Annotated in this window: 18 protein-coding genes; 12 read left to right on the plus strand and 6 right to left on the minus strand. The window is 76.0% G+C overall.

All coding sequences use genetic code 11. The features are described from left to right. Positions 1 to 396 (minus strand): LysM peptidoglycan-binding domain-containing protein (locus FS882_RS21665; protein ID WP_262348390.1); only part of this gene is annotated, 396 nt, incomplete at its 3' end. A gap of 263 nt (positions 397 to 659) precedes the next feature. Here FS882_RS21665 and FS882_RS17635 point away from each other — a divergent pair. Further along, a complete protein-coding gene (locus FS882_RS17635; protein ID WP_158375022.1) occupies positions 660 to 1,079 on the plus strand; it encodes a helix-turn-helix domain-containing protein in 420 nt (139 codons plus the stop codon). A gap of 19 nt (positions 1,080 to 1,098) precedes the next feature. On the opposite strand, the gene FS882_RS21670 is transcribed toward FS882_RS17635, so the two are convergent. Next, positions 1,099 to 2,217, minus strand: a complete 1,119-nt coding sequence (locus FS882_RS21670; RefSeq protein WP_158375024.1) for a polyprenyl synthetase family protein — start codon at positions 2,215 to 2,217, stop codon at positions 1,099 to 1,101. 17 nt (positions 2,218 to 2,234) lie between these two features. Beyond that, the gene (locus FS882_RS21675; RefSeq protein ID WP_158375026.1) at positions 2,235 to 2,744 is read right to left on the minus strand and encodes a hypothetical protein; all 510 of its coding nucleotides are present in this window, start codon (positions 2,742 to 2,744) and stop codon (positions 2,235 to 2,237) included. Positions 2,745 to 2,872: 128 nt separating this feature from the next. Here FS882_RS21675 and FS882_RS21680 point away from each other — a divergent pair, with 128 nt between their 5' ends. The 4 genes from FS882_RS21680 to FS882_RS17665 all read left to right on the plus strand — a co-directional run bounded on the left by FS882_RS21680 (position 2,873) and on the right by FS882_RS17665 (position 7,894). Next, on the plus strand, positions 2,873 to 4,291 hold the full coding sequence (locus FS882_RS21680; RefSeq protein ID WP_158375028.1) for a DUF4192 domain-containing protein: 1,419 nt from the start codon (positions 2,873 to 2,875) through the stop codon (positions 4,289 to 4,291). A gap of 128 nt (positions 4,292 to 4,419) precedes the next feature. Next, entirely contained in the window at positions 4,420 to 4,818 is a 399-nt protein-coding gene (locus FS882_RS17655) for a universal stress protein (protein WP_158375030.1), read from the plus strand. A gap of 222 nt (positions 4,819 to 5,040) precedes the next feature. Beyond that, on the plus strand, positions 5,041 to 6,651 hold the full coding sequence (locus tag FS882_RS17660) for an RNA polymerase sigma factor (protein WP_158375031.1): 1,611 nt from the start codon (positions 5,041 to 5,043) through the stop codon (positions 6,649 to 6,651). A gap of 193 nt (positions 6,652 to 6,844) precedes the next feature. Further along, positions 6,845 to 7,894 (plus strand): zinc-binding dehydrogenase, encoded by a 1,050-nt coding sequence (locus FS882_RS17665; RefSeq protein WP_158375033.1) that lies wholly within the window; start codon positions 6,845 to 6,847, stop codon positions 7,892 to 7,894. A 95-nt stretch (positions 7,895 to 7,989) separates the two neighbouring features. Here FS882_RS17665 and FS882_RS17670 read toward each other — a convergent pair whose 3' ends face one another. Then, positions 7,990 to 8,217, minus strand: coding sequence for a hypothetical protein (locus FS882_RS17670; protein WP_230323286.1), 228 nt, complete (start codon positions 8,215 to 8,217; stop codon positions 7,990 to 7,992). 161 nt (positions 8,218 to 8,378) lie between these two features. Here FS882_RS17670 and FS882_RS17675 point away from each other — a divergent pair, with 161 nt between their 5' ends. The 3 genes from FS882_RS17675 to FS882_RS17685 all read left to right on the plus strand — a co-directional run bounded on the left by FS882_RS17675 (position 8,379) and on the right by FS882_RS17685 (position 12,273). Beyond that, entirely contained in the window at positions 8,379 to 10,571 is a 2,193-nt protein-coding gene (locus FS882_RS17675) for a type IIA DNA topoisomerase subunit B (protein ID WP_410053298.1), read from the plus strand. A 131-nt stretch (positions 10,572 to 10,702) separates the two neighbouring features. Beyond that, entirely contained in the window at positions 10,703 to 11,755 is a 1,053-nt protein-coding gene (locus FS882_RS17680; protein ID WP_158375037.1) for a GNAT family N-acetyltransferase, read from the plus strand. A gap of 44 nt (positions 11,756 to 11,799) precedes the next feature. Beyond that, positions 11,800 to 12,273 (plus strand): MarR family winged helix-turn-helix transcriptional regulator, encoded by a 474-nt coding sequence (locus FS882_RS17685; RefSeq protein ID WP_158375039.1) that lies wholly within the window; start codon positions 11,800 to 11,802, stop codon positions 12,271 to 12,273. 178 nt (positions 12,274 to 12,451) lie between these two features. Here the strand turns inward: FS882_RS17685 and FS882_RS17690 are convergent, their stop codons facing one another. Beyond that, the gene (locus FS882_RS17690) at positions 12,452 to 14,965 is read right to left on the minus strand and encodes a DNA topoisomerase (ATP-hydrolyzing) subunit A (RefSeq protein ID WP_158375041.1); all 2,514 of its coding nucleotides are present in this window, start codon (positions 14,963 to 14,965) and stop codon (positions 12,452 to 12,454) included. 113 nt (positions 14,966 to 15,078) lie between these two features. Between FS882_RS17690 and FS882_RS17695 the strand changes: the two genes are divergently transcribed. From FS882_RS17695 to FS882_RS17710, 4 genes are all read left to right on the plus strand, one after another. Continuing rightward, the gene (locus FS882_RS17695) at positions 15,079 to 17,874 is read left to right on the plus strand and encodes a GNAT family N-acetyltransferase (RefSeq protein ID WP_158375043.1); all 2,796 of its coding nucleotides are present in this window, start codon (positions 15,079 to 15,081) and stop codon (positions 17,872 to 17,874) included. 98 nt (positions 17,875 to 17,972) lie between these two features. Continuing rightward, entirely contained in the window at positions 17,973 to 18,542 is a 570-nt protein-coding gene (locus tag FS882_RS17700) for a DUF5998 family protein (protein WP_158375045.1), read from the plus strand. A 2-nt stretch (positions 18,543 to 18,544) separates the two neighbouring features. Further along, positions 18,545 to 19,723: an alkaline phosphatase family protein gene (locus FS882_RS17705; protein ID WP_158375047.1), complete on the plus strand. Its 1,179-nt coding sequence runs from the start codon at positions 18,545 to 18,547 to the stop codon at positions 19,721 to 19,723. 75 nt (positions 19,724 to 19,798) lie between these two features. After that, the gene (locus tag FS882_RS17710) at positions 19,799 to 20,458 is read left to right on the plus strand and encodes a thymidine kinase (RefSeq protein WP_158375049.1); all 660 of its coding nucleotides are present in this window, start codon (positions 19,799 to 19,801) and stop codon (positions 20,456 to 20,458) included. A 43-nt stretch (positions 20,459 to 20,501) separates the two neighbouring features. On the opposite strand, the gene sepH is transcribed toward FS882_RS17710, so the two are convergent. Beyond that, on the minus strand, positions 20,502 to 21,626 hold the full coding sequence (sepH, locus tag FS882_RS17715; protein ID WP_158375051.1) for a septation protein SepH: 1,125 nt from the start codon (positions 21,624 to 21,626) through the stop codon (positions 20,502 to 20,504). Between the last annotated feature and the right edge of the window lie 87 nt (positions 21,627 to 21,713).

The following is a 21,713-nucleotide window of genomic DNA, read 5'->3' on the forward strand; positions in this document are numbered from 1 at the left end:
GATGGCGGAGACGGTCTCGCCGGAGGCGACGGTGTGCGACCCGCCGGCCGAGGCGGGTGCCGCGGCGGCCGCCGGGGCGGCGGCGCTCCCGGAGGTCGGGATCGTCAGGCGCTGCCCCTCGCGGATGAACGCGCTGCCGTTCAGGCCGTTCGCGGTGCGCACGGCGGTCACGCTCGTGCCGTACCTCGCTGCGATGTGGCTCACCGTGTCCCCGGAGCGCACCGTGTAGGACTCGTCGGCGTGCGCGGCGGGGGCCGCGGCGGTCGCCGCGACCGCGGCGATCGCCAGCGCGCCGGTGCTGGTGGCGAGACGCCGGCCACGGCGGCCCGCGGCGCGGGCCGGGGTGCCCTGGGAGCGGGCGGCCTGGTCCGTGAGGGCGAGGGCGGGCTGCGACATGGTGGGAACCCCTGGTGCTGAGACGACGTGGAGCGGTGGCGGTACGCGCTGCTGAGCGCGTGACGGGTGTGGCTCGTGTGACTGGTGTGAACACTGTGACGGTAGTGCACTCGCCGGGAGGTGGGAAGCCGGCGGGACCATTTGGTGCATTGACCAGGACATTTCGGACGCATTCCTCACACTCCGGAGCGAGAGGCGTGCGCCACCAGGGGGAACGCCGCGTCGTGCGCGTGGCCGCCCCGCGCGTCAGTAGGCTGGCCCGCGTGACTGCGCAGACCCCCGATGACCTGGTCGAGTCCTGGCTGACCGTGCCCGACGTGGCGGAGGAGCTCGGCGTCGACGCCGGGAAGGTCCGCCGGCTGCTGAAGGAGCGCCGCCTCGCGGGCGTCCGCCGCGGCGACCCGCCGGTGCTCAGCGTCCCGGCCGCGTTCCTCGTTCCGGCCGACGCCCGCAACCCCGCGACGGCGCCGGACGGCTACGGCGAGCCCGAGGCGGCCGGCACGTCCGCGGTGCTCGCGTCGCTGCAGGGCACCCTGTCGGTGCTGGGCGACGTCGGCATGTCGGACGCCGAGGCGATCGCCTGGCTGTTCACGCCCGACGAGACGCTGCCCGGCCGCCCGGTGGACGCCCTCCGCGCCGGGCACAAGACCGAGGTGCGGCGGCGGGCGCAGGCGCTGCTGTAGACCGGCCGGCGGCCCCGGGTCAGGCCCGGCGGTCGACCGCCGCGTGCCCGAGGGCGACGAGCATCGCCCGGCCGTCCTCGGTGAGCTCCGCCCGGGCGAGCGCGGCGAACCCGCGCCCGCTCAGGTCGGCGATGAGCGCCTCCACGTCGGCCACGGCGCCGCTCGCCTCGATCCGGTCGGCGAGCGCACGGCACGCCGCGTCGTCCAGGGTGCGGTCGCCCAGCCCGGCGTGCAGCGCGTCGGCGAGCCCCGCGTCCTGCGCGGCGCGGGCGTGCGCCATCGCGCGCGCCACCAGCACGGTGCGCTTGCCCTCGCGCAGGTCGTCGCCGGCGGGCTTGCCCGTCGTCGCCGGGTCGCCGAACACGCCGAGCAGGTCGTCGCGGAGCTGGAACGCCTCGCCGAGCGGCAGGCCGTAGGCGGCGGTCGCGGCCAGCGCGTCCTCGTCGGCACCGGCGAGCACGGCACCGAGCACCAGCGGGTGCTCCACGCTGTACCGCGCGGCCTTCGCGACGATGACCTCGCGGGCGCGCCGCTCGTCCGCCTCGGGGTCCTCGCCCCACGGCCGCACCTCCGCGAGCAGGTCGAGGTACTGCCCGACCGTGACCTCCGTGCGCATGCGCTCGAAGACCGCGTGCGCGGCCGCCCGCCGGTCCGCCGGCAGGTCCGCGACCGCGCGCACGAACTCCCGCTCGCTCGCCACGAGCGCCAGGTCGCCGAGCAGGATCGCCGCCGACTCCCCGAACCGGTCCGGGTCGCCGGACCAGCCGCGCTCGGCGTGCAGCGCGGCGAACCGGCGGTGCGCCGCCGGCCTGCCCCGCCGGGTGTCCGAGTCGTCCATCACGTCGTCGTGGAACAGCGCCGCCGCCTGGAACAGCTCCAGCGCGGCACCGACCCGCAGCACCGCGTCCGCCTCGGCGGAGGCCGGGTCGCCGCCGTGCGCGCGCCACGACCACCAGCAGAAGGCGGCCCGCAGCCGCTTGCCCCCGGCCAGCATGTGGCTCAGGGCCTCCGCGAGCGGGGCGGCTCCGGTGCCGGAGGCGACCAGCTCGGGGAGCAGCGCCTCGACGTGCTCCGTGAGCAGGGCGTCGACCCGGGTGCGGAGGTCCTCGGCGTCGACGAGTGCGGGGGCGGTGCTCACCCGGCGAGCGTAGGGCCTCAGAGCCGGACGGTCCCGCCCAGCGTCAGCGTGCGCACCCCGTCGCGGTCCAGCACGCCCAGCGTGAGCAGCTCCGCGCCGGCGTCCCCCCGCACGAACGTCGACGACGCGGCCAGGCCGGTCGTGCCCGGGTCGACCACGGTCTCCGCGAAGCCTGCTGCGACCAGCTGGTCGCGCACCGCCTGCACCAGCTGGTCCGTCGCGAGCGGGCTGCGCAGGTTCAGGCTGATCGTGGTCAGCCCGGTCGCCGCGTCGGGCTCGGCGCTCGACACGAGGATCTCGCTGCCCTCGGGCGGCTGCACGAGGTCGGACGGGAAGCCGGCCGCCAGGTCCCCGACCGACGAGCCGGTGGACGTCGGGCTGGGCAGCAGCGACTCCGTCGGTGCGGGAGCCGGGGCGGTGGCGGTCGCGGACGCGGTCGGGGCGGCGCCGCCGTCGGCGGTGCAGCCCGCCGAGCCGGCCGCCACGACGGCGAGGACGAGGGCGGCGGCGGTGGGACGGCGGAGCACGGGCGCCACAGTAGCGCCGCTCCACGAGCGGGTGCCGACTCCTCCACAGGGGGGTGGGTGGTGCGCCGTCCCCAGGACGGGTGGGTGACGGTGGCGGGTGCTGGGGATGCCGGGGTCGGGTGGGCGGCATGACGACCACCACGCCCCGGCCGGACCCGCTGTCCGGCGCCGGCCCCGTCCCCCGTACCACGCTCCGGCTGGGGCACCCGCGCGAGCTGCTCGCGCTGGTGCCCTACCTCCTGGGCTTCGAGCCGCGCGACTCCGCCGTGCTCGTCGGCCTCCGGCCGCCCGGCCACCGGGTCGGGCTCGTGGCGCGGGTCGACCTGCCCGATCTCCTGCGCCCGGACGGCGCGGAGCTGGCCGCGGCTCTGGCGGACCACCTGCACGACGACGGCACCGCCGAGGTCGTCGTCGTCCTGTACGCAGGTGAGGGCGACCCGCGCGACGCAGAGCGCGGGCTGCGGGCCCGGTCCGGGTCGCGCGGGGCACGTGCCGCGGAGGTGCTGCGCCGCGGCGTGGCCGGCGTCGGGCCGGTGACGACCTGGTCGGTCGACCGCGGCAGCTACCTCGGCCTCGACTGCCGGGATCGCGGTTGCTGCCCCGTCGGCGGGCGGCCGCTCGCCGACCTGTCCGGCGGGGACCTGGCCGGCCGGCTCGTGTCCCGGCGGGGCGGCGTCGCCGGCTCGCGCGAGGAGCTGGGGCTCGTGCGGCCCGCCACCCCCGGCCGGCGTCGTTCCGCCGCCGCCGCGCGCTCCCGCTGGCTCGACGCCCTGCTGCGCGCCGACGGCCCCGAGGCCGTGCTCCGGTGGCGGCAGCGCTCGCTCGCGGCGTGGCGGGCCGTCCTCGCGGCGGCCGGGGAGCCGGTCCAGGTCCCGTCCGCCGAGCTCGGGCGGGTCGAGGCCGCGCTCCTCGACCCCGTCGTGCGGGACGCGGTGGTGCTGACGCTCGTCGCCCCGGAGGACGCCGCGCTGCCGGACGCGCTGGTGCGCACGGGCTCGGCCGGGGGGACGAAGGTGGGGGCGGCGTGGCCGGACGACGCGGACCAGCGCGGGGGAGAGGTGGGGCGGGACGCGGGGACCGGGCCGGACGAGCCGGACGCCGGGGAGGGGCCGGACGCGGGGGACGGGCCGGACGCCGGGGACGGGCCGGACGCGGACGAGGGCTCCGCCGAGCCGGGGTGGCCGGGTGCCGAGGAGGACGCGGCCGACGGGGGTCCCGGGGCGGCCGACGCCCGGGCGGTGTCGGCACGGGTGCGCGCGGCGCTGGACCTGCTGGTCGACCCGGTCCGCGGCCGCGAGCCTCGCGAGGACGTCGCGGACGCCGGGCGCGCGGCTCTCGAACGGGTCGTCGCCCACGGCCGGCGCGACCGGCAGGCGCCCGCGCTCACCCTGCTCGCCCTGCTGGCGTGGTGGGACGGCGACGCGGTGCGGGCGTCCGTGCTGGTCGAGCGCGCCCTCGACCAGGACCCGGGTCACCGGCTCGCGGAGCTGCTCGACCGCGCGCTCGGCGCTGGCCTGCCGCCGGGGTGGGTGCGTCGTCGCTGCTGAGCGCCCCGGGACCGGTCGTGCGCCCCGACCCCTTCCGGTACGGTCGGACCACGGTCCACGGCCCGCACCCGCGCGACGGCGCACCGGTGCGCGCCCGAGGACGCACAGCGCACGTGCGAGGAGCACACATGAGCATCGTGGTCGGGTACCTGGCGACCGTCGAGGGACGTGCCGCCCTCGCGGCGGCGACGGGCGAGGCGGTCCGCAGGTCGGAGCCGCTGGTCGTGGTCGTGAGCGAGCGCGGGGACGAGACCGACGAGCAGAAGGACGAGCTCGCCGCCGCCCTCGACGAGGTCCGCGCCTCGCTCGAGTCGCGGGGCGTCCCGCACGACGTGCGCGTCGTGACCGGGGGCCGGGACGTCGCGGAGACGCTCATCGGCACCGCCGAGGAGACGGACGCCACCCTCATCGTCATCGGCCTGCGCCGCCGCAGCCCGGTCGGCAAGCTGATCCTCGGCGCCAACGCCCAGCGCATCCTGCTCGACTCCCCGTGCCCGGTGCTGGCGGTCAAGCCCGACCCGAGCTGACCGCGGCGGGGACCGGCCCGCCCGGCGGTCGACACGCCCGGGGGACCGGGACACGCCCGGGCCGGGCCCGGGCCGGCACGACGGGCCCGCCGCGGGAATCCTCGGCGGGCCTCGCGCGTTGAGCACCTACGACAGGTCATCCGGCCTGCCGGACCGAGGCCTCGCCGCCCGTCCGGGGGCATCCCGCGGTGGGTGCGGGCCGGTACAATATCGAGGTACCCGATGCGCCGAACCGGGTCCCTTGCTGCCGAAAGGTCATTCGTGACGCCCCAGACTCCCACCCCCACACTCCCGCGTGAGTTCGAGCACCCCGCCCTGCAGGACCTCGTGCGCGCCGGGCGCACCAACGGCAGCGTCGACGCCGCTGCGCTGCGTCACGCGTGCGAGGCCGCTCAGGTGGAGGACGCCAAGCGGCTGAAGGCCGTCGTGCGCGGTCTGGCCAACGCCGGCATCACCATCGAGGAGCCGACCGCGGCTCCCGCCCGCGCCGTCGCGGCGACCACCGCGAAGGCCCGCCCGTCGGCCAAGGCCGTCGTCGCGGCCGAGGACGGCGACGAGGCCGAGAAGCCCGCCCGCAAGACGCGCGCCGCGGCCGCCAAGCCGGCCGCCAAGAAGGCGGCCGCCGGCAAGGCCGCCACCGCGAAGCCCGTCAAGGCGACCAAGGCCACCAAGGCGAAGTCCGACGAGGACGGCGACGAGGAGGAGGTCGACCTCGAGGACGTCGAGATCGACGACGCCGAGCTCGAGGCCGGCGACGAGGCCACCGACGAGGAGACCACCGAGGACGCCGAGGCGGACACGGAGGGCGCCCCCGCCGCCAAGGCGCCGGCCGCCGCCGCGGAGGAGACCACCGACACCGGCTTCGTCGTGTCCGACCGGGACGAGGACGACGCGCCGGCCCAGCAGGTCGTCACCGCGGGCGCCACCGCCGACCCGGTCAAGGACTACCTGAAGCAGATCGGCAAGGTCGCGCTGCTGAACGCCGAGCAGGAGGTCGAGCTCGCCAAGCGCATCGAGGCCGGCCTGTTCGCCGAGGAGCGCCTCGCCGCGATCGGCGACGACCTCGAGCCGAAGGCCCGCCGCGAGCTGCAGTGGATCGCGCAGGACGGCCGCCGCGCCAAGAACCACCTGCTCGAGGCCAACCTCCGCCTGGTCGTCTCGCTCGCGAAGCGCTACACCGGCCGCGGCATGCTGTTCCTGGACCTGATCCAGGAGGGCAACCTCGGTCTGATCCGCGCGGTCGAGAAGTTCGACTACACCAAGGGCTACAAGTTCTCGACGTACGCCACGTGGTGGATCCGCCAGGCGATCACCCGCGCGATGGCCGACCAGGCCCGCACCATCCGCATCCCGGTGCACATGGTCGAGGTCATCAACAAGCTGGCGCGCGTGCAGCGGCAGATGCTCCAGGACCTCGGCCGGGAGCCCACGCCGGAGGAGCTCGCCAAGGAGCTCGACATGACCCCCGAGAAGGTCGTCGAGGTCCAGAAGTACGGCCGCGAGCCGATCTCGCTGCACACCCCGCTCGGCGAGGACGGCGACAGCGAGTTCGGTGACCTCATCGAGGACTCCGAGGCCGTCGTGCCCGCGGACGCGGTGAGCTTCACGCTGCTGCAGGAGCAGCTGCACCAGGTGCTCGACACCCTGTCCGAGCGCGAGGCCGGCGTGGTCTCGATGCGGTTCGGCCTCACGGACGGGCAGCCGAAGACGCTGGACGAGATCGGCAAGGTCTACGGCGTGACCCGTGAGCGGATCCGCCAGATCGAGTCCAAGACGATGTCGAAGCTGCGCCACCCGAGCCGCTCCCAGGTGCTGCGCGACTACCTGGACTGAGCCGGTACGACGAAGGGCCCGCCCCCGTGGGGGTGGGCCCTTCGTCGTGCTCGCGCCCCGGCGAGATGTCCGGATCGGGACCTCGGTCCCACTCGGTCGTCCGCCGCCGGAGGTGAATGGGGGACGAAGGTCACCTCGACGGCGAGGGGACCCAGGCAGGCGGGCGACGGCGCCCGCCGGAGGAGGACCCGCGATGAAGGCTCTCGTGTACCACGGTCCGGGGCGCAAGGAGTGGCAGGACGTGCCCGACGCGCACGTCGTCGACACGACGGACGTGGTCGTCCAGGTCGACACCACCACGATCTGCGGCACCGACCTGCACATCCTGCTCGGCGACGTCCCGGCGGTCACCCCCGGTCGCATCCTGGGCCACGAGGCCGTCGGCACGGTCGTCGAGGTCGGCTCGGCGGTGGGCAAGTTCGTCGTCGGCGACCGGGTCGTCGTGCCGGCGATCACCTCCTGCGGCACCTGCCGCTACTGCCGCGTCGGCCGCGCCAGCCACTGCCAGTCGGTCGGCGGGATCGGCTGGGTGCTCGGGCACCTCGTGGACGGCACCCAGGCCGAGCTGGTCCGCGTCCCGTTCGGCGACACCTCGCTGCACCGGGTGCCGGCGGGGCTGTCGGACGAGGAGGTGATCTTCCTGTCGGACATCTTCCCGACCGGCTACGAGATGGGCGTCCGCAACGGGGCGGTGTCGCCGGGGGACTCGGTCGTGTGCATCGGCGCCGGGCCGGTCGGGCTCGCGGCGATGGCGACGGCGCACCTGCACGGGGCCCGGCGGGTGATCGCCGTCGACCTCGACCCGTTCCGCCTGGACCGGGCGGTGCGCGACTTCGGGGCGACGCACGCGGTGCGGGCGGACGCCGACGGCTGGCAGGACGAGGTCCGGGACCTGTGCGGTGGGCGCGGCGCGGACGTCGTCATGGAGGCGGTCGGTGTCCCGAAGACCCTGGAGGCGGCGTTCGACCTGGTCGTGCCCTACGGCCACGTGGCGAACATCGGCGTGCACGGGCACCCGGTCACGCTGCCGATCGACCGGCTGTGGATCGAGAACATCACGATCACGATGGGCCTGGTCGACGGGGTGACGGCGCCGATGCTGCTCGACCTGGTGGCCGAGGGTTCGCTCGACATCCGGTCGATGGGGACGCACACCTTCGCTCTCGGCCAGATGCACGAGGCGTACGAGGTGTTCGGCAGCGCGGCGCAGAACGACGCGCTCAAGGTCGTGCTGCGCCGGTGATCCGGACCGGCGGCCGGCGCCGCCGGTGACGCGACGGGGCCCGCCCGGCTGCTGCCGGACGGGCCCCGTCGTGTCGTGGTGGCGCGGTGCGCGGCTCAGCGAGCGGCGCCGGCCCCGGCTCCGTGCTCGGCGAGCAGCTTGTCCGTCTCGTCCTGCACGTGGGTGGCGACCTGCGAGTACTTCGGCGCGTGCTCGCGCGCGTGGTGCGCGCAGAACAGGAGCTCGCCCACGGGCAGCTGCACGCGGACGTAGGCCTGAGCGCCGCAGCGGTCGCAGCGGTCGGCTGCGGTCAGCGGGTTCGTGGTCTCGATCGTCTCCGTCACGTTGTCATACAACCATCCCGGGCCCGGATCCTTCCCGTCGAGGCCGGGTGGTTCGCTCACCGCGTACGCGAACTCACCCGGCGTGACCGGGCCGTCACGCGACCGACACGCCACCGTGACCGGACGGGCACGACGCGCTGAGGATCGGCGGCCCGGGCGGCATGGTGCCGCCGATCTGTCGGTGCGACCGATTACCCTCGGGACTCGTGTCGACCGCTTCCGCCGAGTCCAGCTACACCGCCCGCCACCTGTCGGTGCTCGAGGGCCTCGAGGCCGTGCGCAAGCGGCCGGGCATGTACATCGGGTCCACCGACTCCCGCGGCCTCATGCACTGCCTCTGGGAGATCATCGACAACTCGGTCGACGAGGCCCTGGCCGGGCACGGCGACCGCATCGACATCGTGCTGCACGCCGACTCCTCGGTCGAGGTCCGCGACAGCGGCCGCGGCATCCCGGTCGACGTCGAGCCGAAGACCGGCCTGACCGGCGTCGAGGTCGTGCTGACCAAGCTGCACGCCGGCGGCAAGTTCGGCGGCGGCTCGTACGGCGCGTCCGGCGGCCTGCACGGCGTCGGCGCCTCGGTGGTCAACGCGCTCTCCGAGCGCCTGGACGTCGAGGTGGACCGCGGGGGCAGGACCCACCGCATGACGTTCCACCGGGGCGAGCCGGGGGTGTTCGACGACGCGGCGGGCCGCAGCCCGGAGTCGCCGTTCGAGCCGTTCGTCGCGCGCTCGCAGCTCGAGGTCGTCGGCAAGGTCGCCAAGGGCCGCACCGGGACGCGCATCCGGTACTGGGCGGACCGGAACATCTTCCCGACCTCGGCGGTGTTCTCCTACGACGAGCTCGTGACCCGCGCCCGGCAGACCAGCTTCCTCGTGCCGGGTCTGACGATCACCGTCCGCGACGAGCGCGGGCTCCCGGGCACCCCGGCGGCCGAGGGCCCGCACGAGGAGGTGTTCCGGCACGACGGCGGCACGGTCGACTTCGCCGACTTCCTCGCGCCGGACGCCCCGGTCACGGACACCTGGCAGCTCACCGGCTCGGGCACGTTCTCCGAGACGGTGCCGGTGCTCGACGCCCGCGGGCACATGACCCCCCAGGAGGTGCAGCGCGACTGCGAGGTCGACGTGGCGCTGCGCTGGGGCACGGGTTACGAGACCGAGGTCCGCACCTTCGTCAACATCATCGCGACGCCCAAGGGCGGGTCGCACCTGGCGGGCTTCGAGACCGCCGTGCTCCGCACGATCCGCAAGCAGGTGGAGGCCAACGCCCGCCGGCTGAAGATCTCCGCGAAGGACGGCGGGGAGAAGATCGAGAAGGACGACGTGCTCGCGGGCCTCACCGCGGTCGTGACGGTCCGGCTGGCCGAGCCGCAGTTCGAGGGCCAGACCAAGGAGGTCCTCGGCACCGCGCCGGTGCGGAACATCGTCGCGAAGGTCGTCGACTCCGAGCTGACCGCGCTCATGACGTCCGCGAAGCGCGAGCACAAGGCCCAGTCGGCGGCGCTGCTCGACAAGGTCGTGGGGGAGATGCGCGCCCGCGTCTCGGCCCGCAAGCAGAAGGAGATCTCCCGCCGCAAGACGGCGCTGGAGTCGTCGTCCCTGCCCGCGAAGCTCGCCGACTGCCGCAGCGACGACGTGTCCCGCAGCGAGCTGTTCATCGTCGAGGGCGACAGCGCGCTCGGCACGGCCAAGCTCGCGCGCTCGTCGGACTTCCAGGCGCTGCTGCCGATCCGCGGCAAGATCCTCAACGTCCAGAAGGCGTCGATCTCCGACATGCTGCGCAACGCCGAGTGCGCCGCGATCATCCAGGTGATCGGCGCGGGCTCGGGCCGCACGTTCGACCTCGACGCCGCGCGGTACGGCAAGATCGTGCTGATGACCGACGCCGACGTCGACGGCGCGCACATCCGCACCCTGCTGCTCACGCTGTTCTTCCGGTACATGCGGCCGCTGGTCGAGGCCGGGCGGGTGTACGCCGCGGTCCCGCCGCTGCACCGCATCGAGGTCATCGGCGCCGGCAGCCGGAAGAACGAGTACGTGTACACGTACTCCGAGGCCGAGCTCGCCGCCACGCTCAAGAAGCTCGACAAGGCCGGCAAGCGCTACAAGGAGGACATCCAGCGCTACAAGGGCCTCGGCGAGATGGACGCGGACCAGCTGTCGGAGACGACGATGGACCCGCGGCACCGCACCCTGCGCCGGGTGACCCTGCCGGCCGCCGAGAGCGCCGACGCGGTGGTCCGGCGTGCGGAGGAGACCTTCGAGCTGCTGATGGGCTCCGACGTCGCGCCGCGCAAGGACTTCATCGTGGCCGGGGCGTCGACGCTGGACGCCTCGCAGATCGACGCCTGACGCCGCGGGGCCCCGCACCGGCGGAACCCGCGCCGGCGGGACCCCGCGGGTCCCGCGTCCCGCACCGCGAACGCGCGCCGGGCCGCGATTCCGCGTGACACCACCCGCCGGTGTCGGGCACCGTGTCCCGCATGCCCGAGAGCACCGACACCTCCGCCGCCGCCGCCCCGTCCCTGGCGGTGCGGGCCGCGGCCCCCGCGACCCTGCCCGAGCCCGACCCGGCCGCGACCGGCCTGACCTGGCGCCCGCTCACCCGGGACGACGTGCCGGTCCTGGCCGCGCTGGTCGCGCGCATCGAGGCCGCCGACGCCCAGCCGTTCCGCACCAGCGAGGTCGAGGTCGCCGAGTGGTTCGACGGCGAGTGGAAGGACCCCGCCCGGGACAGCCGCGTGGGGCTCGACGGCGACGGCGTCCCGCGCGCGTGGATCACGCTCGACGCGCCGCCCGGCGACGTGCGCGTGATCCGGGTGTGGGAGGCGGGCGGGGTCGACCCGGCCTGGCGCGGCCGGGGCGTCGGCCGGGCGCTGCTGGCGTGGGCGACCGCCCGCGCCCGGCAGAAGCTCGCGGAGTCCGGCAAGGACGCGCCCGGCCGGATCGCCGCGTTCCTCGAGGACCACCGCGCCGACGCCCTGGCGCTGCACGCGCGCGCCGGGTTCACCCCGGTCCGGTACTACACCGACATGCGTCGGGACCTGTCCCGGCCGCTGCCCGAGCCGCGGCCGGTCGACGGCGTGCGGATCGTGCCGTGGTCCGCCGAGCTCGACGACGCGGTGCGGCTGGCGCACAACGAGGCGTTCGCCGACCACTGGGGGAGTGAGCCCCGGTCGCCCGAGCACTGGCAGCAGGGCCGCGCGATGTTCGCCCCGCAGTGGAGCCACGTGGCACTGGACGAGGCGTCGGGCGAGGTGGCCGGCTACACGATGTCCGGCCGGTACGAGCACGACTGGGAGGTGGCCGGCTTCACCTCCGGGTACACCGAGCTGCTCGGCGTGCGGCGGGCGTGGCGGGGCCGGGGCCTGGCGCCCGCCCTGCTGACCGCCGCGATGGCGTCGTTCCGGGCGGACGGGATGCAGTACGCCGAGCTCGACGTGGACACCGAGAACCCCTCGGGCGCCCACGGGCTGTACGCCAGCCTCGGCTACGAGGTCACGCACGGTGCGGTCATGTTCACGATCGAGGTCTAGCGGTTCGGCCCCGCCGCGCGACGGCGGGGCCCTACGCTGTGCCCATGGCTCCAGAGGACGGGCAGGGGCAGGCGGACGAGGACGCCACCTGGCGCATGTACCTGGGACTCTCCCGGGAGATGTTCACGGCGCTCGAGCGCGGGCTCGGCGCCGACGCCGGCGTGTCCGTCGCGGACCTCGAGCTGCTGGAGCCGCTGCTCGCGGCCGGCCACCCGGGCCTGCGGGCCAAGGACCTCGCCGCTGCCGCCGAGTGGCAGGACAGCCGGGTCTCGCACCAGCTGCGCCGCATGGAGCGCCGCGGGCTCGTCACGCGCACCCGGGACCGCCAGGACGGGCGCGGCACCGTGGTGTGCCTCACCGAGGCCGGTGAGGCCGCCGCGCACGCCGCGCAGAAGACCCGACGGGTGCTGGTGCGCGAGCTGCTGCTCTCGCCGCTCGACGAGGCGCAGGTGGCCTCGCTCGTCGAGGTGTCCGGCCTGGTCCGCGCCCGCATCGCTGCCACGGGCTCCGCGCGCTAGCTGTCGTTCGCCGCGCCGCGCGGCCCCGGCGCGCGCCCGCGCGCGTCGCCGTTCCGTCCCGCGCCCCGTCGCCGAGGTAGGGCCGTCGCGCCGAGATAGGGCGCCCCGCGGTCCTACCTCGGCGCGGGGGCCCTATCTCGGCGGGGGTGGCTCTCGGCGGGGGTCCTCGGCGGGCGGGTCAGCCGATCGCGAGCGGCGGGGCCGCCAGCGGCTGGCCCGAGCCGTCCCGGCGCTCGTCCGGCTCCGGCAGCTCGACCGGCTGGCCCGCCGAGCCCGTGGCCCGCGCCGGCGCCGGGCCGACCCAGGCGAGGAACAGCGCGTCCTCGCCCTTGAGGAACCGGTGCGCCCGGACGCCGCCGGTGGCCCGCCCCTTGCCCGGGTACCGGGAGAACGGCGTGACCTTCGCCGAACCGGCCTGCGTGCCGGGCAGTGCGTCGGACGCGCCCGCGACGGTGACCACGACCGGCCCCTCGTCGTCGTCGGCGGCGTCGGACCCGGCGGGCAGCGCGCCGAAGTGCACGACCCGCTGCCCGGCGGCGAGCTTGATGCCCGCCATGCCGCCCGCCGGCCGGCCCTGCGGCCGCACGGAGGCCGCCGGGAAGTGCAGCAGCGCCGCGTCCGAGGCGACGAACACGAGCTCGTCCTCGTCGGTCACCGTGGCGCAGCCGACCACCTCGTCGCCGTCCTTGAGGCCGATGACCTCCCAGGAGTCGCGGTTCGCGGGGGCCTCCCCGGGAGTGACGCGCTTGACCACGCCCTGCGCGGTGCCGACCGCGAGCGTCGGGGCGTCGGGGGTCACGGGCACCAGGCCGACGACCTTCTCGCCCTTGTCGAGCGCGAGCAGCTCGGACAGCGGCAGCCCACCGGACAGGTTCGGCGCGCCGTCGGTCGGCGGCAGGCCCGGCAGGTCGAGCACGGACACCCGGCGGACGACCCCGCGCGAGGTCAGCACGCCGACCTCGCCGCGGACGGTCGTCGGGACGGCGCCGGCGAGCACGTCGTGCTTGGCGCGCCCCGCGCCCGGCGCGGGCCGCAGCTCGACGTCGGTGCTGCCGGTGCGCGCGACCAGGCCGGTCGCGGACAGCAGCGCGTAGCAGGGGGTGTCCTCGATCTCGAGGGACAGCGCGGGCGCGGCGGCCCGGCCGGACCGCGGCGCGGGCGCGCCCTCGGCGGCGGTCGCGACGCCGCCCGCGGACTCGAGCAGGATCGTCCGGCGCGGGGTGCCGTAGGTGGCGGCGACCTCGGCCATCTCGTCGCTGACGGTGGTCCGCAGCAGCGTCTCGTCGCCGAGGATCGCCTGCAGCGCCTCGATCTCGCCGAGCAGCTCGTCGCGCTCCTTCTCCAGCTCGATGCGGGAGAACTTGGTCAGCCGGCGCAGTCGCAGCTCGAGGATGTACTCGGCCTGCGGCTCGGACAGGTCGAAGACCTGGCGCAGCCGGGTGCGCGCGGCGTCCGCGTCGTCCGAGGACCGGATGACCTGGATGACCTCGTCGATGTCGACGATCGCGATCAGCAGGCCCTCGACCAGGTGCAGGCGCTCCTGCTTCTTGCGCAGCCGGAACTGGCTCCGGCGCCGCACCACGGAGATGCGGTGGTCCACCCACACCTGCAGCAGGTCGCGCAGGCCCAGCGTGCGCGGCTGGCCGTCGACCAGGGCGACGTTGTTGATGGAGAACGAGTCCTCGAGCGGCGTGTACCGGTACAGCTGCTCCAGGACCGCCTCGGGGTTGAACCCCGTCTTCACCTCGATGACCAGGCGCAGCCCGTGCTGCCGGTCGGTGAGGTCGAGGGCGTCCGAGATCCCGGACAGCTTCTTGGACTGCACGCCCTCCTTGATCTTCTCGATGACCTTCTCCGGGCCCACGGTGTACGGCAGCTCGGTGACGACGATGCCCTTGCGGCGCGGGGTGACGTTCTCGATCCGCGCGGTGGCCCGGGTGCGGAACGCGCCGCGGCCGGTGCGGTACGCGTCCCGCACGCCCTCCAGGCCGACGATCTTGCCGCCGCTCGGCAGGTCGGGACCGGGGACGAACCGCAGGAGCTCGTCGAGCGTGGCCTCGGGGTGCAGCACCAGGTGCCGGGCCGCGGCGACGACCTCGACCAGGTTGTGCGGCGCCATGTTGGTCGCCATGCCGACCGCGATGCCCGACGCGCCGTTGACCAGCAGGTTGGGGATCGCCGCGGGCAGCACGCCGGGCTGCGTCAGCTTGTTGTCGTAGTTCGGGACGAAGTCGACGACGTCCTCGTCGAGGCTCTGCGTCATCGCGAGCGCGGACGGCGCCATGCGCGCCTCGGTGTACCGGGGGGCGGCGGGGCCGTCGTCGAGCGAGCCGAAGTTGCCGTGCCCGTCGACGAGCGGCAGCCGCAGGGAGAACGGCTGCGCCATGCGGACCATCGCGTCGTAGATCGCGGTGTCGCCGTGCGGGTGCAGCTTCCCCATCACCTCGCCGACGACGCGCGCCGACTTCACGAACGGCCGGTCCGGGCGCAGGCCCATGTCGGACATCTGGAACAGGATGCGGCGCTGGACCGGCTTGAGACCGTCCCGGGCGTCGGGCAGGGCGCGCGAGTAGATGACCGAGTAGGCGTACTCGAGGAACGAGCCCTCCATCTCGGTGGCGACGTCGATGTCGACGATGCGCTCGACGACGTCCTCCGGCGGGACGTCGGGGGTGCTGCTGCGGCGCGCCATGCTGGGGGCTGCTCCCGGGGTCGGTGGTGCGGGGTGGTCGGGCCATTGTCGCCGCTCCGCGACCCTGTGGACCACCACGACGCGCGGCGCGCCGGTTCGTTAGGCTCCTGGGCATGGCCGAGAGCACCGGGGACGCGCCCGTGGAGGCGGCGGACTACCCGGAGAGCTGGGAGGCCGACGTCGTCCTCCGCGACGGCAGCACCACGCACGTGCGGCCGATCCGGCCGGAGGACGCCGACGCCCTGCAGGCGTTCCACGTCGCGCAGTCCGAGGCGTCGATCGTGTTCCGGTTCTTCGCCCCGCTGGAGCGGCTGGGGGACCGGGACCTGGCGCGGTTCACCCGCGTGGACCACCGGGACCGCGTCGCGCTGGTCGCGGTGACCGAGGACGACGCGATCATCGGCGTCGCCCGGTACGACAAGGTCGGCCCGGACGAGGCCGAGGTCGCGTTCAACATCGCCGACGCGCACCACGGCCGCGGCCTCGGCTCCGTGCTGCTGGAGCACCTGGCCGCGGCGGCGCGCGAGCGCGGCATCCGCCGGTTCACGGCCGACGTGCTGCCGCAGAACGGCCGGATGATCGCGGTGTTCCGCGAGGCGGGGTACTCGCTGCAGCAGCGGCTGGAGGACGGCGTGGTGACGGTCGGCTTCGACATCGACCCCACGGACCGGTCCCTCGCGGTGATGATGGCCCGCGAGCACGCCGCGGAGGCGCGCAGCGTGCAGGCGCTGCTGACGGCCCGCTCCGTCCTGGTGCTGTCGTCGCCGGCCGCGGCGCCCGGGTCGCTGGACGACCGGCGGGCCGAGCGCGTGCTGGCGGACCTCGTGGGCGGCGTCCCCGCCGCGGACGGCCCGGAGCACCGGACCGGCGCCGTGACCGCGGCGGGCGGCGACGAGCGCCCGGTGCAGGTGCACGTCGTCGGCCGCGCCGGGGCACCCGACGGGGGAGCGGGCCGCGGCCCGGCCGTGCACCACTGGGACCGCCTCGACGACGTCCCCGGCCCCGTGGACCTCGCGGTGCTCGCCCTGCCCGCGGCCGAGGCCGTCGTCGCCGTCCGGGCGCTGGGCCGGCTCGGGGTGAAGGGCGTGGTCGTGCTGTCCGGCGGCTACGCCGAGCAGGGGCCGACCGGCCTCGCGCTGCAGCGCGCCCTGCTGCGCGCCGCGCACGCGGCCGGGCTCCGCGTGGTGGGCCCGCGCTCGTACGGGCTGCTCGCGCACGCCGCCGGCGGCGTGCTGAACGCGTCGCTCACCGAGGACCCGCCGCCACCCGGCCGGATCGGCCTGTTCTGCCAGTCCGCGTCCACGGCGGTGTCCATCCTCGGCTCCGTGCGCCGCCGGCACCTCGGGCTCGCCCACCTGGTGTCCGCGGGCAACCGGGCGGACGTCTCCGGCAACGACCTCATGCAGTTCTGGCAGGACGACGACGCCACCGACGTCGTCGCCCTGTACCTGGAGTCGATCGGCAACCCCCGCAAGTTCTCCCGGGTGGCCCGGCGCCTCGCGACGGCCAAGCCGGTCGTCGTCGTGACGGCCGGCCGGTCCGGGCACGTCGTGCCGCCCGGGCACGCGGTGCGGCCCACCCAGGCGTCGCGGCAGACCCTGCAGGAGGTCATGCGCCGGTCGGGCGTGGTGCTGGTCGACAACGTGCACCAGATGCTCGAGGTGTCCCAGCTGTTCGCGCTCCAGCCGCTGCCGCCGGGCCGGCGCGCCGCCGTGGTGGCGTCGTCGTCCGCCGCGGCGTCGCTGGTGTCCGAGGCGCTCGCCGCGGCGGGGTTCACCGTGGGCCGCGCGCCCGCGATCCTGCACGAGGACGCCGACGACACGAAGGTCGAGCGCACGTTCGCCGCGGTGTACGCCGACCCGGACGTCGAGGTCGTCGTCACCATGCACGTGCCGACCGTCGGCCCGCGGGACGACCGGGTCGCCCAGGCGCTGGCCCGGCACGCGGCGGGCTCGGGCCGCACCTCGGTCGCGTGCCTGCTCGGCCTGCACGGCGCGACGCCCGCGCTGACCGCGCCGGACGCCGACGGCGTGCTGCGCACCGTCCCCGCGTACACCACGCCGGAGGACGCGGTGCTCGCGCTCGACCAGGCCGCCCGGTACGCCGCGTGGCGTGCGGCCGACCGCGGCCGGCTCGTGGCGCCCGAGGGCATCCACGCCCGCACCGCGCGCCGCCGGATCGCGGGCTGGCTCGACGAGGCCGGCACCCGCGCCTCGCTCGACCTGAGCCACGAGCAGACCGCGGAGCTGCTGGAGCTCGCCGGCGTGCACGTGTTCCCGACCGTCGGGGTGCACGACGCCGACGAGGCGGTGGCGGCCGCGGACCGGCTCGGCTGGCCGGTCGCGCTCAAGTCCACCGTGCCCGCCCTGCGGCACCGCTCGGACCTGGGCGGCGTGCGGCTCGACGTGCACGACGAGGCCGAGCTGCGCGCCGACGTGGCCCAGGTGCTCGCGCTCGCCGCGGGCCGGGAGCCCGAGCCGGGGCGCGCGCCGCTGGAGGTGCAGGCGATGGCGCCGCACGGGGTGGCCTGCGTGATCCGGTCCGCCGAGGACCCGCTGTTCGGCCCCGTCCTGGGCTTCGGGCTCGGGGGAGACACCACCGACCTGCTCGGCGACGTCGCCTGGGCGGTGCCGCCCCTGACCGACGTGGACGTGTCCGACATGGTCCGGGCGCCGCGGTCCGCGCCCCGGCTGTTCGGCTACCGCGGCGTCCCGCCGCTCGACGTCGCCGCGCTGGAGGACGTGCTCGCCCGGGTCGCGGTGCTCGCGGACCAGCTGCCCGAGCTGCTGCACCTGGAGCTCAACCCGGTGGTGGTCGCGGAGCACGGGGCGTACGTGCTCGGCGCCACCGCGCGGGTCGGGGTCGCGGCCACCCGCGCCGACGGCCCGCGCCGGGCGCTGCCCGTCTGACCGCCGGTCGCCGCGCGTCGGACCGCCGGTCGCCGCCCGCCCGACCCCGCCGGGACGCGGGTGTGACGACCGCGCCCTCGCGGTGGGAGGATGTCCGGGTGCCTGCCCCCTCCACCGACCTGCTGCGCGACCTGCACCGGGCCGGGTACTACCCCGACCTGGTCGCCGACGTCCTGGACGTCGCGCTCGCGGACGAGCCCGTCGAGGCGTACCTCGTGCACCCCGAGACCACGTTCGACGCGCAGGAGGTGCGCCGGCACGTCACGGTCCTGGTGCTGACCCCCACGCGGCTCGTGGTCGCGCACGTCGACGACCACCCCGCCGACAGCGAGCACCCGTCGGCCAGCGCCGCCGCCACGACCGAGGCGGTCCCGCTGTCGGAGCTGCGCTCCGTCGCGCTCACCCACGTCATCGCGACCCCCGAGCAGCACCGCCCGGGCACGCCCGCCGCCGAGCTGACGCTCGCGGTCGGCTGGGGCGCGGTGTCCCGGGTCGACCTGGAGCCGGCCGGCTGCGCCGACCCCGCCTGCGAGGCGGACCACGGCCTCACCGGCACGCTGACCCCCGACGACGTGGTCGTCCGGGTGTCCGCGGTCGCCGAGGGCGAGGGCGCGGTCCGCGACGCCGTGGCGTTCGCCAAGCGGCTGTCCGCGGCGAGCGCGCGCTGACGATGACGGCCGCCGCGTCCTCGACCGTGCCGGCCCGGCTCGCGGACGCGGGCCTGGTGCCGCCCGACTACGAGGGTCCGTCCCTGTCGGGGCTGCTGCCGGCCGTCGCCGACAGCCTCGGTGCGCCGGTGCCCGACGGCCCGGCGCGGCGCGCGCAGCTCGGGCTCCCGGAGGCGCACCGGGTGTGCGTCGTCCTGGTGGACGGGCTGGGCTACGAGAACCTCACCGAGCGCGCGGGGCACGCCCCGTTCCTGCGGTCGCTGCTGAACGGGTCCGGGCCGCTGTCGGCCGGCTACCCGTCCACCACCGCCGCGTCCATGGGCTCGTTCGGCACCGGGACCGGCCCGGGCCGCACCGGCCTGGTCGGCTACACGGTGCGCAACCCCGCGAGCGGCGGGCTGGCCAACATGGTGTCGTGGGACGGGCTCGGCCCGGCCCGGGAGTGGCAGCGCGAGCCCACGGTCTTCGAGCGGCTGGTCGCGCACGGGGTCACGGTCACCACCGTCGGCCCCGCGAAGTTCATGGGTTCCGGCCTGACCGAGGCGGCCCTGCGCGGCGGCGGGTACCGCGCCGCGGAGTCGCTGGGGCAGCGCGTCGACGCGGTGCTGCGGCTGCTGCGCGAGCCGGGCCTCGTCTACCTGTACTGGGGCGACGTCGACAAGACCGGCCACCACGAGGGTGCCGGCTCCTGGCAGTGGGGCGACCAGCTCGAGGCGCTCGACGGCGAGCTCCGCCGGCTGGTGCGGTCGCTGCCGCGCGGCGCCTCCGTCGTCGTCACCGCGGACCACGGCATGGTCGACGTCGACCCGGCCCGGCGGCACGACGTCGCGACCACGCCGGGGCTCGCCGAGGGCGTGGCCCTCGTCGCGGGGGAGCCGCGGGCGCTGCACGTGCACCTCGAGCCGGGGGTCGACCCGCGCGCGGCCGAGGCCCGCTGGGCCGACGTCCTCGGCGGCGACGCGGTGGTGCTCACCGGGGACGACGCCGTGGCGGCCGGGCTGTTCGGGCCGGTGTCCGGGCACGTGCGCCCGCTCATCGGCGACCTGGTGGTGGCGGCGACCGGGCGGGCGACCGTGGTCGACTCCCGGACGCAGACCCCGGCGTCCCTCCGGCTGGTGGGGGTGCACGGGTCGCTGACGCCGGCGGAGCTGCGGGTGCCGCTGCTCGCCGTGCACACCTGAGCCGGCGCACGGTCCGCCTCCCACGCACCACCCGCAACACCCGCACCACCGAGCACGACGAGGAACGAGGAGCACGTGGCCGAGCTGGTCTTCTTCTGCGGCACCATGGACTGCGGCAAGTCCACCCTGGCGCTGCAGATGCACCACAACCACGCGGCCCGCGGCCGGGGCGGGGTGCTGTTCACGCAGAACGACCGCGCGGGGGAGCACGTGCTGTCCTCGCGCCTGGGCCTGTCGGTGCCGGCGCACGAGGTGAACCCGGGCACGGACTTCTGGGACGAGGTCGTCCAGCGGCGCAGCCGCGGCGCGCGCGTCGACTTCCTCATCTGCGACGAGGCGCAGTTCTACAGCGCCGAGCAGGTGGAGCAGCTCGGCCGGGTCGTCGACGACCTGGACGTCGACGTGTTCGCGTTCGGGATCACCACCGACTTCCGGACCCGGCTGTTCGCGGGGTCCGCGCGACTGCTCGAGCTCGCCGACCGGGTGGAGACGCTGCAGGTCCAGGCGCTGTGCTGGTGCGGTGCGCGCGCCACGCACAACGCGCGCACCGAGCACGGCGCCATGGTGGTCGAGGGCGCGCAGGTCGTCGTCGGCGACGTGGCGGTGCCGGCCGAGGACGACGCCGTGGGCTACGAGGTGCTGTGCCGCAAGCACCACCGCCTGCGGATGACCGCGCGCACCTCGGGGGCGGGGACGCTGTCGCCGCAGACGCTGGGCCTGCTCGCGGGGGACTGAGCCGCGCCCCGGCCGCGGGGGCGTCACCGCCCCCGGGCGCGCGTCACTCCGGCTTCGCGCCGAAGACGATCTCGTCCCAGCTCGGCACCTTCGGGCGGCCCCGCCGTCCGGCGGACCGGGGCTTCGGCTGCTCCTCGGGCCGGGCCGGCGCCGTGTCCTCGTCCGGACCGGGCCGGGACGGGTCCGGCTCGCCGGGCTCGAGGGCGACGGGCGTCTCGGGCTCGTCCTCGGCCGGCGTCGGCCGGGCCGGGGTCGGGTAGATGCGGGCCTCGGCGGCCGGCTCGGCGTCGACCGGGTGGGCGCCGGGAGCGGTCGGCTCGTCGAGCTGGCCGAAGTCGAACGCGTGCTGGGGGCCGAAGCCGCCGAACCCGTCGCCGTCCTCGTCGTCCTCCAGGTCGAGCGTCTGCCGCACGCCGCGGCGGGAGCGCAGGTCGTCCAGCAGCTCGTGCGTGGCGCGCAGGTCGTCGGCCGGGTCCTCCTCCTCGCGGTGCTGCGCGCGCCCGGGGGCGTCGACGGCCGCGAGCACGGGGCGCACGTCGGCGTCCACGTCGTAGACCAGGTCGCGCACCGCGGACAGGTGCCGGCGGGGGACCGGGCCGTCGGCGATCTCCGTCTCGGAGAGCCAGCGGGCCTCGTCCTCCTCCGCGTGCACCGCGCGCGCCTGCGCGTCGTAGGACCAGCGCGCCTCGCGGGCGTCGTCCTCGACGCGGAACCGTGCCACGACGACCCAGCCGCCGCCGGGCTCGCGGTACGCGTCCCAGGTGACGGCCGCCGTGTCGACGCCGCGCGCCGCCAGGCGGTCGACCACCAGCTCGCCCAGCACCGGGGCGCCGACGTCGCGGCCGACCCGGGTGCCGCGCGCCTGCTCGGCGACGAACTCGCGCTCGGCGAGCACCGGGCCCTCGAACCGCCGCACGTGCTCGACGGCCAGCCCGGACTCCTCGGCGATCTGCTCCGCGGACTGCCCGGCGCGCACCCGCGCCTGGATCTCCCGCGGGCTCGGCACGCCCGACTGCTCGGCGCGGATCTGCTCCAGCTGCGGGCGGTCGCGGCGCACCGCGGCGCGCAGCGGCTCGTCGATGCGCAGGCGGTAGCGCTGCCCGTCGGCCGCGGCGAGGACCAGGTGCTCCCCGTCCTCGTGCAGCCCGATCAGCTCCAGCTCGGCCATCACACCTCTCCCATCGTTCCGCGGACGAGCCTGCCATCGCCGGGGCCCGATCCCGGGGAGGCTCGGCGGTGCGCCGCGGCGAACTCC

The sequence above is a fragment of the Cellulosimicrobium cellulans genome, from assembly GCF_007679345.1.
GTDB classification, from domain to species: Bacteria; Actinomycetota; Actinomycetes; order Actinomycetales; family Cellulomonadaceae; genus Cellulomonas; species Cellulomonas cellulans_A.

Bases quoted from the DNA above. Each gene is read 5' to 3' on its own strand.
- FS882_RS17695 (WP_158375043.1), top strand. From the start codon at position 15,079: ATGGCCGAGAGCACCGGGGACGCGCCCGTGGAGGCGGCGGACTACCCG.
- FS882_RS17685 (WP_158375039.1), top strand. From the start codon at position 11,800: ATGGCTCCAGAGGACGGGCAGGGGCAGGCGGACGAGGACGCCACCTGG.
- FS882_RS17690 (WP_158375041.1), bottom strand. From the start codon at position 14,965: ATGGCGCGCCGCAGCAGCACCCCCGACGTCCCGCCGGAGGACGTCGTC.
- FS882_RS17655 (WP_158375030.1), top strand. From the start codon at position 4,420: ATGAGCATCGTGGTCGGGTACCTGGCGACCGTCGAGGGACGTGCCGCC.
- FS882_RS17660 (WP_158375031.1), top strand. From the start codon at position 5,041: ATGCGCCGAACCGGGTCCCTTGCTGCCGAAAGGTCATTCGTGACGCCC.
- FS882_RS21680 (WP_158375028.1), top strand. From the start codon at position 2,873: ATGACGACCACCACGCCCCGGCCGGACCCGCTGTCCGGCGCCGGCCCC.
- FS882_RS17665 (WP_158375033.1), top strand. From the start codon at position 6,845: ATGAAGGCTCTCGTGTACCACGGTCCGGGGCGCAAGGAGTGGCAGGAC.
- FS882_RS17680 (WP_158375037.1), top strand. From the start codon at position 10,703: ATGCCCGAGAGCACCGACACCTCCGCCGCCGCCGCCCCGTCCCTGGCG.
- sepH (WP_158375051.1), bottom strand. From the start codon at position 21,626: ATGGCCGAGCTGGAGCTGATCGGGCTGCACGAGGACGGGGAGCACCTG.
- FS882_RS17675 (WP_410053298.1), top strand. From the start codon at position 8,379: ATGGTGCCGCCGATCTGTCGGTGCGACCGATTACCCTCGGGACTCGTG.
- FS882_RS17705 (WP_158375047.1), top strand. From the start codon at position 18,545: ATGACGGCCGCCGCGTCCTCGACCGTGCCGGCCCGGCTCGCGGACGCG.